The organism is Blastococcus brunescens, assembly GCF_035320885.1.
In the GTDB taxonomy this organism is placed as follows: Bacteria; Actinomycetota; Actinomycetes; order Mycobacteriales; family Geodermatophilaceae; genus Blastococcus_B; species Blastococcus_B brunescens.
Genome location: NZ_CP141261.1, coordinates 3,348,888 through 3,367,708 on the forward strand (window position 1 = coordinate 3,348,888; position 18,821 = coordinate 3,367,708).

Annotated in this window: 21 protein-coding genes and 3 pseudogenes; 8 read left to right on the top strand and 16 right to left on the bottom strand. The window is 72.5% G+C overall.

Annotated features, from left to right (window positions below; all coding sequences use genetic code 11):
* Nucleotides 1-110 precede the first annotated feature (110 nt).
* The 5 genes from mce to U6N30_RS22495 all read left to right on the top strand — a co-directional run bounded on the left by mce (nucleotide 111) and on the right by U6N30_RS22495 (nucleotide 4,849).
* Nucleotides 111-569, top strand: coding sequence for a methylmalonyl-CoA epimerase (gene mce / locus U6N30_RS22475; protein ID WP_324274033.1), 459 nt, complete (start codon nucleotides 111-113; stop codon nucleotides 567-569).
* Between the two features lie 268 nt (nucleotides 570-837).
* Nucleotides 838-2,001, top strand: coding sequence for a crotonyl-CoA carboxylase/reductase (ccrA, locus tag U6N30_RS22480; protein WP_324274034.1), 1,164 nt, complete (start codon nucleotides 838-840; stop codon nucleotides 1,999-2,001).
* A 194-nt stretch (nucleotides 2,002-2,195) separates the two neighbouring features.
* Entirely contained in the window at nucleotides 2,196-3,434 is a 1,239-nt protein-coding gene (locus U6N30_RS22485; protein ID WP_324274035.1) for a DivIVA domain-containing protein, read from the top strand.
* A gap of 75 nt (nucleotides 3,435-3,509) precedes the next feature.
* Nucleotides 3,510-4,250 carry a DUF4397 domain-containing protein gene (locus U6N30_RS22490; RefSeq protein ID WP_324274036.1) on the top strand — a complete coding sequence of 247 codons (741 nt, stop codon included), beginning with the start codon at nucleotides 3,510-3,512 and terminating at the stop codon, nucleotides 4,248-4,250.
* 20 nt (nucleotides 4,251-4,270) lie between these two features.
* Nucleotides 4,271-4,849 (top strand): class F sortase, encoded by a 579-nt coding sequence (locus U6N30_RS22495; protein WP_324274037.1) that lies wholly within the window; start codon nucleotides 4,271-4,273, stop codon nucleotides 4,847-4,849.
* Here the strand turns inward: U6N30_RS22495 and U6N30_RS22500 are convergent.
* The 3 genes and pseudogenes from U6N30_RS22500 to nucS form a co-directional block, all read right to left on the bottom strand.
* Nucleotides 4,846-5,055, bottom strand: coding sequence for a hypothetical protein (locus U6N30_RS22500; RefSeq protein ID WP_324274038.1), 210 nt, complete (start codon nucleotides 5,053-5,055; stop codon nucleotides 4,846-4,848). The two genes, U6N30_RS22495 and U6N30_RS22500, sit on opposite strands and share 4 nt — an antisense overlap.
* Before the next feature lie 99 nt (nucleotides 5,056-5,154).
* Nucleotides 5,155-6,890, bottom strand: a pseudogene (locus tag U6N30_RS22505) (3-hydroxyacyl-CoA dehydrogenase family protein).
* Nucleotides 6,891-7,074: 184 nt separating this feature from the next.
* Nucleotides 7,075-7,815 carry an endonuclease NucS gene (nucS, locus tag U6N30_RS22510; protein ID WP_479690531.1) on the bottom strand — a complete coding sequence of 247 codons (741 nt, stop codon included), beginning with the start codon at nucleotides 7,813-7,815 and terminating at the stop codon, nucleotides 7,075-7,077.
* Between nucS and U6N30_RS22515 the strand changes: the two genes are divergently transcribed.
* The gene (locus tag U6N30_RS22515) at nucleotides 7,805-7,993 is read left to right on the top strand and encodes a hypothetical protein (RefSeq protein ID WP_324274040.1); all 189 of its coding nucleotides are present in this window, start codon (nucleotides 7,805-7,807) and stop codon (nucleotides 7,991-7,993) included. The genes nucS and U6N30_RS22515 overlap by 11 nt on opposite strands.
* Entirely contained in the window at nucleotides 7,960-8,700 is a 741-nt protein-coding gene (locus U6N30_RS22520) for a hypothetical protein (RefSeq protein WP_324274041.1), read from the top strand. The genes U6N30_RS22515 and U6N30_RS22520 overlap by 34 nt, the downstream gene beginning before the upstream one ends.
* Nucleotides 8,701-8,764: 64 nt before the next feature.
* On the opposite strand, the gene U6N30_RS22525 is transcribed toward U6N30_RS22520, so the two are convergent.
* The 8 genes and pseudogenes from U6N30_RS22525 to murA all read right to left on the bottom strand — a co-directional run bounded on the left by U6N30_RS22525 (nucleotide 8,765) and on the right by murA (nucleotide 15,316).
* The gene (locus tag U6N30_RS22525; RefSeq protein ID WP_324274042.1) at nucleotides 8,765-9,640 is read right to left on the bottom strand and encodes a dicarboxylate/amino acid:cation symporter; all 876 of its coding nucleotides are present in this window, start codon (nucleotides 9,638-9,640) and stop codon (nucleotides 8,765-8,767) included.
* Complete coding sequence (locus U6N30_RS22530; protein WP_324274043.1) at nucleotides 9,628-10,116, bottom strand: dicarboxylate/amino acid:cation symporter; 489 nt, start codon at nucleotides 10,114-10,116, stop codon at nucleotides 9,628-9,630. Before U6N30_RS22530 ends, U6N30_RS22525 begins: the two co-directional genes overlap by 13 nt.
* Before the next feature lie 192 nt (nucleotides 10,117-10,308).
* Entirely contained in the window at nucleotides 10,309-10,614 is a 306-nt protein-coding gene (locus U6N30_RS22535) for an enoyl-CoA hydratase-related protein (protein ID WP_324274044.1), read from the bottom strand.
* Nucleotides 10,599-11,081, bottom strand: coding sequence for an enoyl-CoA hydratase-related protein (locus tag U6N30_RS22540; RefSeq protein ID WP_324274045.1), 483 nt, complete (start codon nucleotides 11,079-11,081; stop codon nucleotides 10,599-10,601). The genes U6N30_RS22535 and U6N30_RS22540 overlap by 16 nt, the downstream gene beginning before the upstream one ends.
* A 40-nt stretch (nucleotides 11,082-11,121) precedes the next feature.
* A complete protein-coding gene (locus U6N30_RS22545) occupies nucleotides 11,122-11,517 on the bottom strand; it encodes an NUDIX domain-containing protein (protein ID WP_324278419.1) in 396 nt (131 codons plus the stop codon).
* Between the two features lie 7 nt (nucleotides 11,518-11,524).
* Nucleotides 11,525-12,082: a cobalamin B12-binding domain-containing protein gene (locus U6N30_RS22550; RefSeq protein ID WP_324278420.1), complete on the bottom strand. Its 558-nt coding sequence runs from the start codon at nucleotides 12,080-12,082 to the stop codon at nucleotides 11,525-11,527.
* Nucleotides 12,083-12,153: 71 nt separating this feature from the next.
* Nucleotides 12,154-13,676: pseudogene (locus tag U6N30_RS35685) on the bottom strand (methylmalonyl-CoA mutase family protein); the annotation flags it as partial.
* 361 nt (nucleotides 13,677-14,037) lie between these two features.
* A pseudogene (murA, locus tag U6N30_RS34465) lies at nucleotides 14,038-15,316 on the bottom strand (UDP-N-acetylglucosamine 1-carboxyvinyltransferase).
* Nucleotides 15,317-15,387: 71 nt separating this feature from the next.
* Here murA and U6N30_RS22580 point away from each other — a divergent pair.
* Entirely contained in the window at nucleotides 15,388-15,996 is a 609-nt protein-coding gene (locus U6N30_RS22580; RefSeq protein ID WP_324274049.1) for a cob(I)yrinic acid a,c-diamide adenosyltransferase, read from the top strand.
* Between the two features lie 18 nt (nucleotides 15,997-16,014).
* Here U6N30_RS22580 and U6N30_RS22585 read toward each other — a convergent pair whose 3' ends face one another.
* From U6N30_RS22585 to U6N30_RS35690, 5 genes are all read right to left on the bottom strand, one after another.
* The gene (locus U6N30_RS22585) at nucleotides 16,015-16,416 is read right to left on the bottom strand and encodes a DUF2550 domain-containing protein (protein WP_324274050.1); all 402 of its coding nucleotides are present in this window, start codon (nucleotides 16,414-16,416) and stop codon (nucleotides 16,015-16,017) included.
* A 44-nt stretch (nucleotides 16,417-16,460) separates the two neighbouring features.
* The gene (locus U6N30_RS22590; protein ID WP_324274051.1) at nucleotides 16,461-16,850 is read right to left on the bottom strand and encodes a F0F1 ATP synthase subunit epsilon; all 390 of its coding nucleotides are present in this window, start codon (nucleotides 16,848-16,850) and stop codon (nucleotides 16,461-16,463) included.
* Between the two features lie 117 nt (nucleotides 16,851-16,967).
* The gene (locus U6N30_RS22595; RefSeq protein ID WP_324274052.1) at nucleotides 16,968-17,165 is read right to left on the bottom strand and encodes a hypothetical protein; all 198 of its coding nucleotides are present in this window, start codon (nucleotides 17,163-17,165) and stop codon (nucleotides 16,968-16,970) included.
* A gap of 207 nt (nucleotides 17,166-17,372) precedes the next feature.
* On the bottom strand, nucleotides 17,373-18,713 hold the full coding sequence (atpD, locus tag U6N30_RS22600) for a F0F1 ATP synthase subunit beta (RefSeq protein WP_479690532.1): 1,341 nt from the start codon (nucleotides 18,711-18,713) through the stop codon (nucleotides 17,373-17,375).
* Nucleotides 18,689-18,817: a hypothetical protein gene (locus tag U6N30_RS35690; RefSeq protein ID WP_479690533.1), complete on the bottom strand. Its 129-nt coding sequence runs from the start codon at nucleotides 18,815-18,817 to the stop codon at nucleotides 18,689-18,691. The genes atpD and U6N30_RS35690 overlap by 25 nt, the downstream gene beginning before the upstream one ends.
* Nucleotides 18,818-18,821: the final 4 nt, after the last annotated feature.

The following is an 18,821-nucleotide window of genomic DNA, read 5'->3' on the forward strand; positions in this document are numbered from 1 at the left end:
GCTCGTGCGGTGGGTACAACGAGCCATCGGCCGGGAGGCGCCGGTCACCCGGTCGTGAACCCCGCCACATCGATGTGTCGTCCCAGACGTCTGCACGGCAGGATGCCCGCGTGACCACCGAGACCGATGCCGGGCTGCCCGGCGAGCTGTTCACCACGATCGACCACGTCGGCATCGCCGTTCCCGACCTGGACGAGGCGATCGCCTTCTACGCACAGGCCTTCGGCGTGCACTCCGTGCACGAGGAGACCAATGAGGAGCAGGGCGTCCGCGAGGCGATGCTCGCGGTCGGGAACGGGGACACCCGCATCCAGCTGCTGGCGCCACTGACCCCCGAGTCCACGATCGCGAAGTTCATCGGCCGGTCCGGGCCGGGGCTGCAGCAGCTGGCCTTCCGGGTCGACGACGTCGAGGCGGTGAGCGCGACCCTGCGCGAGCGGGGCTTGCGGCTGCTCTACGACGTCCCCAAGCGCGGGACCGCGGACAGCCGGGTGAACTTCATCCACCCGAAGGACGCCGGCGGCGTGCTGGTCGAGCTCGTCCAGCCCGCGGCCGGCCCCGCTCACTGACCGGACTCGACCATCCGGTTACCCGCCGGTAACATCCCTCCACCACAACGCCCGCACCGCCCGTACCGCCTCCGAGCCACCGATGACCCGGGAGAACGCGTGAACGAGATCAGGGACGCCATCCTCAGCGACCAGCTGGACGCCGTGGGAGGGCTGGCCGTGCCCGAGTCCTACCGCGCCGTCGTCGTCCGCAAGGACGAGCAGGACATGTCTCGAGGGCCTGACCACCAAGGAGAAGGACCCGCGCAAGTCCCTCCACGTCGAGGAGGTGGCCACCCCCGAGCTCGGCCCGGGCGAGGCGATCGTCGCCGTCATGGCGTCCTCGGTGAACTACAACACCGTCTGGACGTCGATCTTCGAGCCGGTGTCGACCTTCGGCTTCCTGGAGCGGTACGGCCGCGTCTCCGAGCTGACCAGGAAGCACGACCTGCCCTACCACGTGGTCGGCTCCGACCTGGCCGGCGTCGTGCTCGAGGTCGGCCCGGGCGTGAACAAGTGGAAGGCCGGCGACGAGGTCGTCGCGCACTGCCTGTCCGTCGAGCTCGAGGACCCGGCCGGCCACGACGACACGATGATGGACCCGCAGCAGCGGATCTGGGGTTTCGAGACCAACTTCGGCGGCCTCGCCGAGCTGGCCCTGGTCAAGAGCAACCAGCTGATGCCCAAGCCGGGCCACCTCTCCTGGGAGGAGGCCGCGGCGCCCGGGCTGGTCAACTCCACCGCCTACCGCCAGCTGGTCAGCCGCAACGGCGCGAACATGAAGCAGGGCGACACGGTGCTCATCTGGGGCGCCTCGGGCGGGCTGGGCTCCTACGCCACGCAGATGGCGCTCAACGGCGGCGCCATCCCGGTCTGCGTCGTGAGCAGCCCGGAGAAGGCCGAGATCGTCCGCCGGATGGGCGCGGAGCTGGTCATCGACCGCTCCGCCGAGCAGTACGCGTTCTGGAAGGACGAGAACACCCAGGACCCCAAGGAGTGGCAGCGCCTGGGCAAGAAGATCCGGGAGCTGACCGGCGGCGAGGACGTCGACATCGTCTTCGAGCACCCGGGCCGGGAGACCTTCGGGGCCAGCGTCTACGTGGCGAAGAAGGGCGGGACGATCGTCACCTGCGCCTCCACCACCGGGTACATGCACTCCTACGACAACCGCTACCTCTGGATGAACCTGAAGAAGATCCTCAGCTCGCACTTCGCCAACTACAAGGAGGCGTGGGAGGCCAACCGGCTGATCGACAAGGGGCTGATCCACCCGACGCTGTCGAAGGTGTACCCGATGGCCGAGGTCGGCCAGGCCGCCCTCGACGTCCACCGCAACGCCCACCAGGGCAAGGTCGGCGTCCTGACCCTCGCCCCCGAGGAGGGGCTCGGCGTCCGGAACGCCGAGAAGCGCGAGCAGCACCTCGAGGCCATCAACCGCTTCCGCGGCATCTGAAGGAGAGAAACACCCCGTCTCTCTCAGCCTTCGCACGCTCAGGGCGAGCCTCCGGACAGGGCCGCCGCCCCAGTACGTCACCAGGGCCCGGCCGTGGGACGCGGCCGGGCCCTGCGCGTGCACAGCTGTCCCACTGGTACCGGATATCTGGCCGACACGCTGACGGGCGTTCGGCCTTCTGCGAGGATGACCGCATGAACGATCCCCGCCGCGAACTGCCGCCGATCCACGAGGCCCAGCACTCGTTCGACGTACAGCTGCGGGGCTACGACCGCAACCAGGTGGCCGAGGCGATCGAGCGGCTCGAGGCGGACCTGCGGGTCGCCTTCGCCGACCGGGACGCCGCCGCCGGCCGGTCCGCCGACCTCGCGGGCCAGCTCTCGGCCCTCCACGCCGAGATCGAGTCGCTGCGCCGCAAGGCCGCGACGGCGTCGGCCCCGACGTTCGAGAACATCAGCGAGCGCATCCAGCACATGCTGCAGCTCGCCGAGGAGGAGGCCGGCGAGATCCGCCGTGCCGCCGAGCTCGACGCCCAGGCGGTCCGCGAGCAGACGGCCGCCGAGGAGCGAGCCCTGCTCGAGCGGCACGCCGCCGGCCAGGCCGAGGTCGAGCGGATGCTCGCCGAGGCCCGGCAGAACGCCGAGCAGATCATGCAGAAGGCGCAGCAGCGGGCCGACGAGCTCGTCGCCAAGGCCCAGGAGCGGGTGGCCCGGCTCGACGCGGAGTCGCAGGCCCGCCGGGCCAAGGTCGAGGAGGACTTCGACATCGCGCAGCGCTCCGCCGCGCCGAGGCCGCCGCTGCGGAGGACGAGCGCGAGCGCGTCTCGACCCAGGCCGCGCGGCAGCGCATCGCCGCCGCCGAGCAGCACGCGGCGCAGCTGGTCGCCGAGGCGGAAGCCAAGGCGGAGGCGATCCGCGACGTGCGGGACGAGCTCACCAACCGGCTGCTGCAGGCCCGTCAGCTGCTCAGCAGCCTGCCCGACCTCGGCGACCGACCCCAGCAGTCGGACGCGCAGCAGGCCACGTCTCCGCAGACCACGTCTCCGCAGACCACGTCTCCGCAGGCCTCCGCCCAGCAGTCCGCTCCCCGGCACGCACCTGCCGACGGGGCGGGTTCTGCCCCCGCCGCCGGCCAGGCCCCGGCGGCCGCGGGCAGCGGGGCCGCCACGACCAGCACCGCACCGCAGGTCGCCCCGGCCCGCGAGACCGAACGTCGGCCCTCCCCGCTCCCCAGGGTGGATCGACCGCGCCGGTGACGGCGTCCCCGTCCGCGTCCCACGGCGAGGGCGAGGCCGCGGCGGCACGTCAGCCCACCCGTCCGGAGCCGCAGACCCGGCAGCTCCCCATGCCCCCGCGTCCCGGTGCCACCCCGCACCGGTCCAGGGGCCGCCGACGCAGGCCATCGACCAGCCGGTCGGGCAGGGACGTTCCTGAGAAAGGGCCCTCCTGCCCCCGCAGGAGGGGACGCACCGGGTCCCTGCGGGAGGCCACCGCGGGCTGTTCGTCGTCGTGCTGGCGGCGGTCCTCTCGCTGCTCGGGGCGCCTCAGGCGACCGCTGAGGAGACCGGCCGGCTCCGGGTCGCCCACCTCTCGCCGGACACCCCGACCGTCGACGTCGCCGTGGCGCCGCTCCCGGCGGGCTCCACGGGCCCGCTGACCGACCCGGGACCGGACCTCGAGACCGATCTCGCCTACGGCACGGTGGGCGAGCTCGCCGAGCTCCCTCCGGGCAGCTACGCGGTGAGCGTGCGGAGGGCCGGTGCCCCGCCGGACACCGCCCCCGTCCTCTCCGCCCGCGTGGACCTGCCGCCCGGCGGCATCCGCACGGTGACGATCAGCGGCCGGTTCGCCGATCTGGCCCTGCACACGCTCTCCGACGACCTCTCCGCTCCTCCGGCAGGCGCGGCCCGCGTGCGGGTCCTCGCCGCGGCCGCCGAGGTCGGTGCGCTGGACGTGGCGGTCCGCGGAGGTCCCTCGCTGGGTTCGGCGCTGCCCTTCGGCGCCGCTGGGGAGCCGACCATCGTGCCCGCCGGCCCGGCCTCGTTGACCGTCGCCGGGCACGGCGAGCCGGCCGAGGTGCCCGTCGAGTTCGCGGCCGGATCGGTGGTGACCCTGCTGGTCCTCGACGACGGCGAGGGGGCCTGGACGTCCGCCCCGTCGTCGACGCGGCCGGACCGGCGGTCGTCCCCACCGGCGCGGTCGAGGCCGGCTCCGGCGGGTCGACCGGGCCGTCGGCGCTCGTCGCGCTGATGGGGGCCGCCGGAACAGGGATGGCCCTGGTCGGTCGCCGACGCCGGGTGCTGCTCGCGATCACCGCGCTGCTGACGCTCACCGGCGCCGCGCCTGGAACCGCCGCCGTAGCGCCCGAGAAGCTGCTCGCGACTCTCGGGACCAGCCCGGGCGGTCCCGCCGCCCCCGCCCGGATCACGGTGCCCTCGGCCGGTCTCGACGCTCCGCTGGCGAGCGCCGGACTGGATCGCTCCGGCGCGCTGGTCCCGCCGGCCGACCCCGCGGTCGCGGGTTGGTACGCCGACGGGCCCTCGCCGGGCGAGACGGGGCCGGCGGTCATCGCGGGACACGTCGACTGGGCCGGTGCCCCGGGCGTCTTCTCCGGGCTGGCGGAGCTCGACCGCGGGGCGGAGGTCTTCGTCCGCCGGGCGGACGGGAGCACGGTCCGGTTCTCCGTCACCCGGGTCCTGCGACTGGCGAAGAGCGAGTTCCCCACCACCGCGGTGTATGCGCCGACGACCGGCGCCGAGCTACGGCTCATCACCTGCGGCGGGGTCTTCGACCGGACGCGCGGGAGCTACCAGGACAACGTGGTCGTGTTCGCCGAGGCCATCCGCTAACGCCGACGGCTGCGGGCCCGCCAGCAGGCGGTGTGCCAGTGCCGGCGGAGCTCGGCCGCCGACTCGGTGTCCCAGGGGTCGAGGTCGGAGTCGCGCGCGTAGGCCGCCCACGTCACCACGTGGGGCGTCCCGACCCGGATCTCCTGGTCACAGCCCGGGCAGCGGTAGGTCTTGCCGGTCGTGGCCCCCGTGACCGGTCGGACCACCCAGTCGCCGTCGGCCGCCTCCTCGACGGTCTCGACGCGGCGAACCGGCTCGCGACCCGAAGGCCTCGAGCCGGCCCGTGGACGGCGACGGGGCACCCGTCAGCGGCTGGCGTAGTCCCGGAACCCGCGGCCGGTCTTGCGGCCCAGGTAGCCGGCGGTCACCAGGTGCTCGAGCAGCGGCGCGGGCGCGAAGCCTGGCTCGCGGAACTCGGTGTAGAGCTCCTTCTCGATCGCCAGGAGACGTCGAGGCCGACGACGTCCAGCAGCTCGAACGGACCCATCGGGTAGCCGCAGCCGACCTTCATGGCCGCGTCGATGTCGTCGGCGGTCGCGTAGTGCGCCTCGAGCATCTTCACCGCGTCGTTCAGGTACGGGAACAGCAGCGCGTTGACGATGAACCCGGCTCGGTCCGTGCAGGACACCGCATGCTTCCCCAGCTGCGCGCTGACCGCGTGCGCGGTCGCCGCCACGTCGGGCGCGGTGGAGATGGTGGAGACGACCTCCACCAGCTTCATGACCTGCGCCGGGTTGAAGAAGTGCATGCCCACGACGTCGGCGGGGCGGCCGCTGGCCTTGGCGCACTCGATGACCGGCAGGCTCGACGTGGTGGTCGCGAGCACGGCGCCGGGCTTCGTGATCTCGCCGAGGTTGGCGAACAGCGCCTCCTTCACCGGCAGCGACTCGACGACGGCCTCGATGACGAGGTCGCGGTCGGCCAGGTCGTCCAGCGACGTCGTCCCGCTGACCCGGGCCAGGATCTCGTCCTTGGCGGACTCCTCGAGGCGGCCGCGCACGACCTGCTTGTCCAGCGACTTGGTGAGCGCCTTCGTGACGCCCTCGACCTTCTCGGGCGATCGGGCGACGAAACGCACGTCGTAGCCACCCTTGGCCACGACCTCGATGATGCCGGTGGCCATGGTGCCGGAGCCGACGACGCCCACGGTCCGGACCTCACGGGCGCCTTCGGCGGCCCCGCCGGCCGCAGGCGTGGCGGCGTCGGCCACCACCTCGGCGGAACCGGGCTCGGCGTAGGAGTAGAAGCCGCGGCCGGACTTCCGGCCGAGCAGCCCAGCGGTCATCATCTGCTTGATCACCGGACTGGGGGCGTGCAGCCGGTTGCGCGACTGCTTGTACATCGTGTCGAGGATCTCGTAGGCGGTGTCGATGCCGATGAGGTCCATCAGCGCGAGCGGGCCCATCGGCAGCCCGCAGCCCAGCCGCATCGCCGCGTCGATGTCCTCCCGGCTCGCGTAGCGGTTCTCGTACATCGCGACGGCGTGGTTGAGGTAGCCGAACAGCAGCGCGTTGGCGATGAAGCCGGCCTTGTCGCCGATGGTCACGTCGACCTTGCCCAGCCGCTCGGCCAGCGCCTCGACGTCGTCGACGACCGACTGCTCGGTGACGACGGTGCGGACCACCTCGACGAGCTTCATCACCGGGGCCGGGTTGAAGAAGTGCATCCCGATGACCTTGCTCGGCCGGCCGGTCACGACCGACAGCTCGGTGACCGAGAGGCTCGACGTGTTGGTCGCCAGGATCGTGTCGGGCGCGCAGATCTTGTCCAGCTCGGCGAACACGTCGGCTTTGAGCTCCATGCGCTCCGGGATGGCCTCGATGACCAGCTCGGCCTGCGCGAGGTCCTCCAGCGACGTGGTGAAGCGGATCCGCTCGAAGATGGTGTCGCGCTCGGCGGCGTCGAGCTTGCCGCGGCTCACGGCACGGTCCGTCGACTGCTCCACGTGACCGCGGCCACGGGCCAGAGCCTCGTCGGTGACCTCCACGGCCGTGACCGACAGCCCTGCCCGTGCGAGCACTTCGGCGATGCCGGCACCCATGGTGCCCAGCCCCACGACGCCGACCTCGTTCAGTTCCCTGGCCACGTTGCCATCTCCTCCCACCGCCGGTGATCGCGGGCAGTCTCTCACCCCCGGTTCCGAACGCCTCGCGGGGCTACCGACGGGTAACTTCAGCGGCCGCTCGACCGCGCGGGCGCGGCGGGGACCGCCACTCCCAGCCTGGCTAGAAGAGGCGCTGCGAGGGGTCGTCGGTGCCCTTGAGGACGGCGTAGTCGACGGTCAGGCAGTCGATGCCGCGGTCGGCGGCCAGCACCCGGGCCTGCGGCTTGATCTCCTGGGCCGCGAACACGCCCTTGACCGGCGCCAGCAGCGGATCGCGGTTGAGCAGCTCCAGGTACCGGGTCAGCTGCTCGACGCCGTCGATCTCCCCGCGCCGCTTGATCTCGACGGCGACCACGGCGCCTGCCGCGTCGCGGCAGAGCAGGTCCACCGGCCCGATCGCCGTCGGGTACTCGCGACGCACCAGCGACCAGCCCGCGCCGAAGGTCTCCACGTGCAGGGCGAGCAGGCGCTGGAGCTCGGCCTCGACGCCGTCCTTCTGCAGGCCCGGGTCCACGCCGAGCTCGTGGGCGTGGTCGTGCTCGACCGCCTCGATGGTGATGATCAGCTGCTCACCGGCCTTGTTCGTCACCGTCCACGTCCCCGACCCGTCGGTGAGCTCGTCCTTGAGCGTGCAGGGCGGCGTCATCCAGTTCAGCGGCTTGTAGGCGCGGTCGTCGGCGTGGATGGACACCGAGCCGTCGGCCTTCACCAGCAGCAGGCGGGTGGCCATGGGGAGATGGGCGGTGAGCCGCCCGATGTAATCGACGGAGCAACGGGCGATGACCAGGCGCACGGGGCCCGACGCTACCGCGCGCGGGAACCCCGTCCGCCGCCCCGTCGTCGAGAGGGGCATGACGATCATGCGGATGGCACGTCCGGCCACGGCGCTCGCCGTGCTGCTCGCGTTGACGGCGTGCGCCGAGCGCCCCGGCGTCGGCGGCCCGGCCGCAGAGCCGTCCGCCACGGCGGTTCCGTCGTCCACGGCGGACGCCCCGGCGGAGGGCTGGTGCTCCGGGTCGAGCACACCGGCGGCTTCGTGACGCCGTCGATGCTCGCCGCTCGACTGCCGCTGGTGAGCGCCTACGCCGACGGCCGGGTGATCACCGAGGGTCCGGTGCCGGCGATCTACCCCGGCCCCGCCCTGCCGAACGTGCAGGTGACGCAGGTCGACCCGGCCGCGGTCCAGGACCTCGTGGACCGGGCCCTCGAGGCCGGCGTGGACGAGACCGGCGACCTCGGCAGTCCGCCGCTCGCCGATGCCCCGTCGACCCGGTTCACCCTCGTCACCTCGTCCGATACGTACGTGCGGGAGGTGTACGCGCTCGGGATGTCCTCAGGCCTGCCCGGCTCTCCCGATCCGGCCGACACCGGGATCACCGAGGACCAGTCGGCGGCCAGGGCGGAGCTCAGCGAGTTCCTGGCCTCGGTGACCGACCCGGGCCGCCCGTCGGAGCCTTACGAGCCCGCGGCCGTCGCCGCCGTCGCCTCCCCGTGGGTGGACCCCGGCGACGACCTGCCGCAGCCGGAGCTGCCCTGGCCGGGCCCCGCCCTGCCGGGTGAGCCCGTCGGCGGCCTCGGCGACGTGAGCTGCGTGACCGCCACCGGCGAGGAGGCCCAGGCCCTGCTCGAGGCCGCCCGGGAGGGCAACGCCGCCACGCCGTGGGTCACCGACGACGGCTCGCGCTGGTCGGTGACCTTCCGCCCACTGCTGCCCGACGAGACGGGGTGCGCCGACCTCATCGGGTGAGGACGACGCCCGGCCCCGCCCTCCGCGAGGAGGACGGGGCCGGGCGGGCCTGCAGGGTGTCGCTCTAGACGGCCGCGGGCTCGGGACGACGCAGGTCGGCGTCGACACCGCTGCGCTCCTCGACCCGGGCCAGCGGGTCGACCGTCGAGGTCGAGTTGTAGCGCTCGACGTCGAGGATGCCCTCGCGCCTGGCCACGATCGTGGGCACGAGCGCCTGACCCGCCACGTTCACCGCGGTGCGGCCCATGTCGAGGATGGGGTCGACGGCCAGGAGCAGGCCGACACCCGCCAGCGGGAGCCCCAGCGTGGACAGCGTCAGGGTCAGCATGACGACCGCGCCCGTCGTCCCGGCGGTGGCCGCCGAGCCGATCACCGAGACGAGGACGATCAGCAGGTAGTCGGTCAGCGCCAGGTCCACGCCGAAGAACTGGGCCACGAAGATCGCCGCCAGCGCCGGGTAGATCGCCGCGCAGCCGTCCATCTTCGTCGTCGCCCCGAGCGGGACGGCGAACGAGGCGTAGGACCGCGGGACGCCGAGGTTCTGCTCGGTCACCCGCTCCGTCACCGGCAGGGTGCCGATCGAGGAGCGGGACACGAACGCCAGCTGGATGGCCGGCCAGGCGCCCGCGAACCAGCGCAGCGGGGAGAGCCCGTGCAGGCGCAGGAGGACCGGGTAGACGACGAACAGCACGAGGGCGAGCCCGGCGTAGACCGCTCCGGCGAAGACACCGAGCGAGCCCAGGGACTCCCAGCCGTAGCTGGCCACGGCGTTGCCGATCAGGCCGACGGTGCCCAGGGGTGCGAGCAGGATGACCCACCACAGCACCTTCTGCACGATCGCCAGCGCGGACCGGACGAACCCGAGGAACGGCTCCGCCGCCTCGCCCACCTTGAGGGCCGCGACGCCGATCGCGACAGAGAGGACGATCAGCTGGAGCACGTTGAACGACAGCGCTCCTCGGCCGAGCCCTGGAGGCCGAGGAAGTTCTGCGGCACCAGCCCGTTGAGGAAGCCGAACCAGGAGCCGGTGGTGCCCGGGTCGGTCTGCGCGGCGGCATCGACGGAGCTGTTGCGGCCGGGCTCGGTGAGCAGGCCCAGGCCGATGCCGATCGCGACGGCGATCAGGGCGGTGATCGCGAACCACAGGAGGGTCTGACCGGCCAGGCGCGCGGCGTTCGAGACCTGCTTGAGGTTGGCGATGCTGACGATCACCGCGGTGACGATCAGCGGCGGCACCAGCGCCTTGAGCAGCGTGACGAACGTGCTGCCGATGGTCTGCAGGGTGCTGGTCAGCCAGTTGGGCGAGCCGTCGGAGGCGGTCCCCATCTCACGGGCGACGAAGCCGAGGGCGACGCCCACGACGAGGGCGAGGAGTACCTGCGCCGCGAACGGCACACGGCGGAGACGAGCGAGCACGAGAAGGAGGGCCTTTCGGAGGATCGGGAGGGACGACGTGGACGCGGCCGGCGTCAACAGCCGGCGGTCGTCATCCGCCCGAAGTCCAGCGCACGCCGACGCGTGAGCCCCCACACGTTCTGCACGGCAGGGTCAATGCCGCCGGGGGCCCGAACCCATCCCGCGTGTGCCGGGACTCACTCTTCCGGGGCTTCAGTCGCTCCAGGCCGCCGGGCGCTTCTCCAGGAACGCGGCCATGCCCTCGCGGGCGCCGTCGAGCTGGCTGGCTGCGGCCATGACCTCGACGGCCGTCGAGTAGGCGTCCCGCTCGGGCCGGTCGAGCTGGGCGTACATCGTCTGCTTGCCCCACGCCTTGCTGGCCCTCGAACCCCGGGTGGCGCGGGCCATGAGGTCCTCGACCGCGGTGTCCAGCTGGTCGTCGGGCACCACCCGGTTGACCAGGCCCCAGTCCAGGGCCGTCCGTGCATCGATGACGTCGCCGGTCAGCGCGAGCTCCATCGCGCGCTTGCGGCCCACGTTCCGGGCGATCGCCACCATCGGCGTGTGGCAGAACCAGCCCCCTTGCCGCCAGGGGCCGCGAAGCCGGCCGACTCCGCCGCGACGGCCAGGTCGCAGGACGCGACCAGCTGGCACCCGGCGGCCGTCGCCAGGGCGTGCACCCGCGCGAGGACGACCTGGGGCACGTCCTGGATCGTCTGCATCAGCTCGGTGCACAGCTGCAGCAGGCTGCGCACCTCGGCGACCGGCTTGCCCGCGACGTCGGCGAAGTCGTGCCCGGCGCTGAACACCGGCCCCTCGGCCGCCAGGACGATGCCGGTCGCGTCGCTCGAGCCGACCTCGGTGACGGCGGCGAGGAGCTGGGTCAGGTGCTGCCGGGACAGGGCGTTGCGGCGTGCCGCACGGACCATCGTGATGCGGACGACGTTCCCGTTCCGCTCGACCTTCGGCGCACCCTCGCTGCTCATGGACCGACCTCATCACGCCATCGGACGGCCGGGCAACCCGTCACCGCCGCAGGAGGCCTGCCAGCAGTGCGAGGTGGCCAGGGTCCGCCAGCGTCAACCCGGCCAGCCGGTCGGCTGCGAGCCAGCCGATGCCGTCGTGTTCCGCGGGACACCGGTTGACCGGTGTCCCGCGCCAGGCGTCGACCCGCCGGATCCGGAGGTGCAGCGACCGGGCCGGGACCGGCACCTCTGCCACCGGCACGCACGCCGGCGGGTCGACGTGCACGCCGAGCTCCTCGTGCAGCTCCCGGATCAGGGCGGTGAGCGGCGGCTCGCCGTCCTCGACGTGACCGCCGGGCAGGTCCCAGACGTCCGGATACCAGCGCCTGTCCGGGCGACGGTGGACGAGGAGGACGTGCTGCTCCCGGACGAGCGCGGCGGCGACCACGTCGTGCACGGTCGCGTCAGGCCGGCGCCGGGACCTTCTGGTCCAGTCCGTTCGCCTCGCGGATGACGTCGACGACCGACCCCATGATCTCGGTGAGCCCGAAGTCCTTGGGCGTGAAGACCCGGGCCACGCCCTGCTCGCGCAGCCGCCGTGCGTCGCTGTCGGGGATGATCCCGCCCACGACCACCGGGACGTCGTCGAGCCCGGCGTCCTTGAGGCCCTGGAGCACGCTCGGGACGACCTGGAGGTGCGACCCCGACAGCACCGACAGGCCGACGACGTGGACGTCCTCCTCGACCGCCGCGGAGACGATCTGCGCGGGCGTGAGCCGGATGCCCTGGTAGACGACCTCGAAGCCGGCGTCCCGGGCCCGCACGGCGATCTGCTCGGCACCGTTCGAGTGCCCGTCCAGCCCGGGCTTGCCGACCAGGAAACGCAGCCGGCCGCCCAGCTCCTCGCCCGTGGCGCGGACCCGCTCCCGGATCTCCCGGAGCGCGTCGTCGGCCTCCCCGCCCCCGGCGGCGGCCGCGACGCCGGTCGGCGCACGGTACTCGCCGAACACTTCGCGCAGCACGCCGGCCCACTCCCCGTCGTCACGCCGGCGCGGGCGCAGTCGAGGGTGGCCGCCATCAGGTTGACGTCGGTCGAGGCCGCGGCGCGCAGGTCGTCGAGCGCCTTGTCGCACCTCGCCTGGTCCCGCTCGGCCCGCCACGTCCGCACGGCCTCCTGGGCGGAGGCCTCCACGGCCGGGTCGACGACCATGATCGCGGTGTCGAGGTCAGCGGTGAGCGGGTTGGGCTCGGTGGTCTCGAACTTGTTGACGCCGACGACGACGTCATCGCCGCTCTCGATGCGGCGCCGGCGCTCGGCCAGCGATCCGACCATCGCGCTCTTCATGTAGCCGGACTCGACCGCCGCGACGGCGCCGCCCATCTCGTCGACGCGCGCCATCTCCGCCTTGGCGCCCGCGACCAGCTCGGCGACCTTCTTCTCCACGACCACCGATCCGGTGAAGAGGTCCTCGTACTCGAGCAGATCGGTCTCGTAGGCCAGCACCTGCTGCAGCCGCAACGACCACTGCTGGTCCCACGGCCGAGGCAGGCCGAGCGCTTCGTTCCACGCCGGCAGCTGCACCGCGCGGGCTCGGGAGTCGCGGGAGAGGGTGACCGCCAGCATCTCCAGGACGATCCGCTGGACGTTGTTCTCCGGCTGGGCCTCGGTCAGGCCCAGGAGTTGACCTGCACGCCGTAGCGGAAGCGGCGGTGCTTGGGGTCCTCGACGCCGTAGCGCTCCTTCGTCAGCTCGTCCCAGAGCTGGGTGAAGGCGCGCATCTTGCACATCTCCTCCACGAAGCGGACACCCGCGTTGACGAAGAAGGAGATGCGCGCGACGACCTCGCCGAACTTCTCCTGCGGCACCTGACCGGAGTCCCGGACCGAGTCCAGGACGGCGATCGCGGTGCTGATGGCGTAGGCGATCTCCTGCTCCGGCGTCGCCCCGGCCTCCTGCAGGTGGTAGCTGCAGATGTTGATCGGGTTCCACTTCGGCATGGCCGTGACGGTGTAGGCGACCATGTCGGTGATCAGCCGCATCGACGGAGCCGGCGGGAAGACGTAGGTCCCCCGCGACAGGTACTCCTTGATGATGTCGTTCTGCGTCGTCCCGGCCAGCCCTCGCAGGACCTCGTCCGGATCGGCGCCCGTGCCCTCTGCTTGTTCGATGGCGACCGCCTGGTAGAGCGCGAGCAGCCACATCGCGGTGGCGTTGATCGTCATCGACGTGTTCATCTCGTCGAGCGGGATGCCGTCGAAGAGCGCGCGCATGTCGCCGATGTGGGTCACCGGGACGCCGACCTTGCCGACCTCACCGACGGCGAGCTCGTCGTCGGGGTCGTAACCGGTCTGCGTCGGCAGGTCGAAGGCGACCGAGAGGCCGGTCTGCCCCTTCGCGAGGTTGCGGCGGTAGAGGGCGTTGGACTCGGCCGGCGAGGAGTGGCCGGCGTAGGTGCGCATGACCCAGGGGCGGTCGCGCTCCAACGGCTTCGAAGGGAACGGCATACCGGCGGAGTGTAGGGCGGTTACCCGCCAGTAGCATCCCCGGCCGTGGACCGTGACCGGTGGCACACTCGAGAGAGCACGGCCGCGGACGCCGGGCAGGAGGTGAGCCATGCCGATCGGCGCGGGCAGCAGCCTGCACTTCCTCGTGGGCCCGGCGATCGCGTTCCTCGCCCTGGCCCTGATGGCCTTGTTCCTCCGGTGGGCGTTCGGCACCGGCTACGGCCGGGGCAGCCGGCGCCGCCGGCCGAGGAGGGCTGCTGACGCTGGTTGCCACCCTCTCGCGCCGGGAGTCGGCGCTCGCGCTGCGGGCGGTGCTCTCCGATGCCGGGATCCGGTCGACCATCCGGTTCCCGGCACCGCACCGGGCCGACGTGTTCGTCTTCCCGGAGGACGCCGCACGGGCCCGGACCCTGGCCGGGGTGTTCCCGGGCGATCCCCGGTGGGCGGCTGACCGGCTACGGCGTGGCCGGCGTCAGCCGGCTCGCTGGGTCCGTCCCACCTGCGCCCCTAGCCCCTGCAGCTGCTGCACGAAGTCGGGGTACCCGCGGTCGACGTGGTGCACCTCCTGCACCTCGGTGACGCCGTCGGAGACCAGCCCCGCCAGCACCAGCCCCGCACCGGCGCGGATGTCCGTGGCGACGACCGGCGCGCTCGAGAGCCGCTCCCGCCCGCGGACGACGGCGTGGTGGCCGTCGATGCGCACGTCGGCACCCAGCCGCACCAGCTCGTTGACGAACATGAACCGGCCCTCGAACACGTTCTCGGTGATCAGGGCCGTACCGGTGGAGACGGCGGCGAGGGCAACCGCCATCGGCTGCAGGTCCGTGGGGAACCCCGGAAAGGGCAGCGTCACGATGTCGACGCAGCGCGGGCGCTCGCTCATGGCGACCCGGATCCCGCCGGGCACCACCTCGACCGTCGCGCCGGCGTCGGCGAGCTTGTCCAGCGCCACCGTGAGGTGCTCGGCGACGGCCCGCTCGATGACGACGTCCCCGCGGGTCATCACCGCGCCGATCGCCCACGTGCCGGCCACGATCCGGTCGGGCACGGTCGTGTAGCTGACCGGCGAGGCGCGTCCACGCCCTCGACGGTGATCGTGGAGGTGCCGGCGCCGTCGATGTGGGCGCCCATGGCACGCAGCATGGAGCAGAGGTCGACGATCTCCGGCTCCCGCGCGGCGTTGTCGATGACGGTCGTCCCGGCGGCCAGCACCGCCGCCATGACCAGGTTCTCCGTGGCGCCCACCGACGGGAAGTCCAGCCAGATCGAGGTGCCGGCCAACCGGGGGCCGTGGCCACGAGGAAGCCGTGCTCGCTGACGATCGTGGCACCCAGCCGCTCCAGCCCCGCGATGTGCATGTCGAGCCCGCGCGATCCGATGGCGTCGCCGCCGGGCAGCGCCACCCGGGCACTGCCGCAGCGGGCGACCAACGGGCCCAGGACGCTGATCGACGCGCGCATCTTCCTGACCAGGTCGTAGTCGGTCTCGGTGGAGGGCTTGTCGGGGACGTCGATCAGCACGCGTCCCCCGCCGCCGCCGTCGGCCGAGCGCCGGTAGTCCACCTCGCACCCGAGCCGGCGGAGCACCTCGCTCATGATCGCGACGTCGAGGATGTCGGGGACCTCGTCGATCGTCGTGCGGCCCGGCGCCAGCAGTGCGGCCGCCATGAGCTTGAGCGCACTGTTCTTGGCACCCGTGACCCGCACCCGGCCGGTGAGTGCGGTGCCACCGGTCACCTCGAAGCACTCCACCGGCCCACCCTACGGTGGACGGTCTCCCCGCCCGTCCGGAGCCGGCGTGCGCGGCGTCCTAAGCTGCGGGCATGACCGTCCGGCTGACCCGCATCTACACGAAGACCGGCGATGCCGGCCAGACCCACCTCGGCGACATGAGCCGGGTGGCCAAGACCGACCCGCGTCTGGTCGCGTACGCCGACGTGGACGAGGCCAACAGCGTGATCGGGACCGCGCTGGGCCTGGGGGCACCGGACCCCGCCGTCGCCGACCTGCTGCGCAGCATCCAGAACGACCTGTTCGACGTGGGTGCCGACCTCTGCACGCCGATCACCCCGGACCCGAAGTACCCGCCGCTGCGCGTGACGGGCGCCTACACCGAGCGGCTCGAAGCGGCCTGCGACGAGTACAACGAGGCCCTGCCGAAGCTGAACAGCTTCATCCTCCCGGGCGGCACCCCGGCCGCGGCGCTGCTGCACCAGGCGCGGGTGGTCGCCCGGCGCGCCGAACGCAGCGTGTGGGCCCTGCTGGAGGTCGATCCCGAGCGGACGAACGCCGAGACCGCGCGCTACCTCAACCGGCTCTCCGACCTGCTGTTCATCCTGTCCCGGGTGGCCAACCCGGCCGGCGACATCCTCTGGGAGCCGGGGGCGCACAGCGGCGCGCACGCCCAGCGAGGGACGACCGCCGAGGCCTGAGCGGCCCGTCCGGATCCGTCAGCCGCCGGGTGGCGCCGACTCCATCCAGGAGAGGAAGCCGGTCACCGTCGAGCTGTCCATCGCGAGCTCGCGCCGCGCCTCCGGGCCCGCGATCGCCAGGACGACGACGTCCGAGGGCAGCGCGAGATCCTCGCGACCGGGGCTGCGGCGGGACTCGACGCGCAGATCCGAGCGGTGCAGCCGCTCATGGGGCCGGACGGCGAAGGAGAGCCCGCGGTACCAGAGCAGCATGTCGCCGCCGTACCAGGCCACGCCGACGGACCAGCGCGCGGAGCCGGCGGGGCGCAGCCACATGGTGACCGCGCCGAGGCCGGAGAGCAGGAACCGACGGCGCAGCAGGAAGGCCACCGCGAGCACGACGACCAGCACGCCGAGCAGGACCAGCAGGACCGTGGTCACGGCTCGGCCGGGATCAACGGACTCGTACGAAGGAGGACCGGGGCTCAGGCGCTCTCGCCGGCTGCCCGCAGGCGGGACTGCGCGCGACGCGCGGCGTCGAACGCGTCCGGGTCGTCCGCGTCGGCCTCGGCGCGACGCAGCGCCTCGCGGGCCCGCTCGACGTCGATCTCGCCTGCGATCTCCGCCGTCTCGGCGAGGATGGACACCCCGCGCTCGGTCACGGACAGGAATCCTCCGTGGGCGGCGACCACGACGTCCTCACCGGATTCGGTGCGGATGGTGACCACGCCGCCCCCGGCGAGCTCGCCGAGCAACGGAGCATGGCCGGGCAGCACGCCCAGTTCGCCCTCGGTCGTGCGGGCGATGACCATCGTCGCCTCGCCGGACCAGATCTTCCGCTCGACGGCCACCAATTCGACCTGCAGGGTCGCCACGACCTCCTCGGGATCACGGACGGGTCCCCCACTCTAGCCGCGGGGCACCTGGCCGGAACGGCCACCCTTCCGGGGCCCACGCCGAGCCCGCGACGCGCGGGAGGAGGGTGGCCTCCGTTAGCTCGCGCGGCGGTAGAGCAGGGTCCAGCGGCCGACGCGGACCCACGGCCGCCGAACGGTCGATGCCGGCGCCCACTCGTCGGTCCCGAACGGCGCTCCGTCCACGGACTCCATCGGCCCGGACGGAGGCCAGGTCCAGCCGGGGTCGGCGATGCCGGGCTCCACGTTGGTGCGCATGGCGTCGTTCAGGTCCACGTCGGTCCTCGTCACGGTGCCCGGGGCTCGGGCTCTTCGGTCGATGGTCGGCACTCCTGGCACCGTCCAGGAGGAAGGGTAGTCCGGATTCACCCACGCGGGTGACGGCCCGTTCCCCCAACGGTCGGCGGCACCGGGGAAATGCGCCGGTCGGACGACGAACGGCCGGGCCCTCCGAGGAGGAGCCCGGCCGCCATCGGTCCGCGGTCAGCCCTTCTTGAGGCGCTCCGCGTTCTTCTCGAGGTCCTCGAGCCCGCCCTGCATGAAGAACGCCTGCTCGGGCAGGTGGTCGTAGGTGCCCTCGGTGAGTGCCTTGAAGGCCTCGAGGGTCTCCGACAGCGGGACGAACGAGCCCGGCTGCCCGGTGAACGCCTCCGCGACGAACATGTTCTGCGAGAGGAAGCGCTCGATGCGCCGGGCCCGGTTGACCGTGACCTTGTCCTCCTCGCCGAGCTCGTCGATGCCGAGGATGGCGATGATGTCCTGGAGCTCCTGGTAGCGCTGCAGGATCCGCTTCACCGTCTGCGCGATGTCGTAGTGCTCCTGCCCGACGTACTGCGGGTCGAGGATCCGGCTGGTGGAGTCCAGCGGGTCCACGGCCGGGTAGATGCCCTTCTCCGAGATCGGCCGCGAGAGCACGGTCGTCGCGTCCAGGTGGGCGAACGTGGTGTGCGGCGCCGGGTCGGTGATGTCGTCGGCGGGCACGTAGATCGCCTGCAGCGAGGTGATCGAGCGCCCACGGGTGGACGTGATCCGCTCCTGCAGCTCACCCATCTCGTCGGCCAGCGTCGGCTGGTAGCCCACGGCCGACGGCATGCGACCGAGCAGCGTCGACACCTCGGAGCCGGCCTGCGTGAACCGGAAGATGTTGTCGATGAAGAGCAGCACGTCCTGGTTCTTCTCGTCGCGGAAGTACTCCGCCATCGTCAGCGCCGAGAGTGCGACGCGCAGCCGGGTGCCCGGCGGCTCGTCCATCTGGCCGAAGACCAGGGCGGTGGACTCGATGACGCCGGACTCGGTCATCTCGGTGATGAGGTCGTTGCCCTCACGGGTGCGCTCGCCGACGCCGGCGAACACCGAGACGCCACCGAACTCCTGGGCGACGCGGCGGATCATCTCCTGGATCAGCACGGTCTTGCCCACGCCGGCCCCGCCGAACAGGCCGATCTTCCCGCCCGCCACGTACGGGGTGAGCAGGTCGATGACCTTGATGCCGGTCTCCAGCAGCTCCGTGCGGCCCTCGAGCTGGTCGAAGCGCGGCGCGTGCCGGTGGATCGTCCAGCGCTCGGCGTCGTCGCCGTAACCGGGCTGGTCCAGGCACTCGCCGAGCGCGTTCCAGACGTGCCCGGTGACGACGTCACCGACGGGCACGCTGATCGCCGAGCCGGTGTCGAGGACCTCGGCGCCACGGACGAGGCCGTCGGTCGGCGCCATCGAGATGGTGCGGACGACACCCTCGCCGAGGTGCTGCGCGACCTCGAGGGTCAGGGTCTTGCCCAGGTCGGCCAGGGTGACCTCGACCTTCAGGGCGTTGAACAGGTCGGGCATCGCGTCGCGGGGAACTCGACGTCGACGACCGGCCCGGTGACCCGCACGACGCGGCCTGCGGCCGTGGTCTGCGAGCTGGTCGGACGGTCCTCGGTGACGGTCATCTGT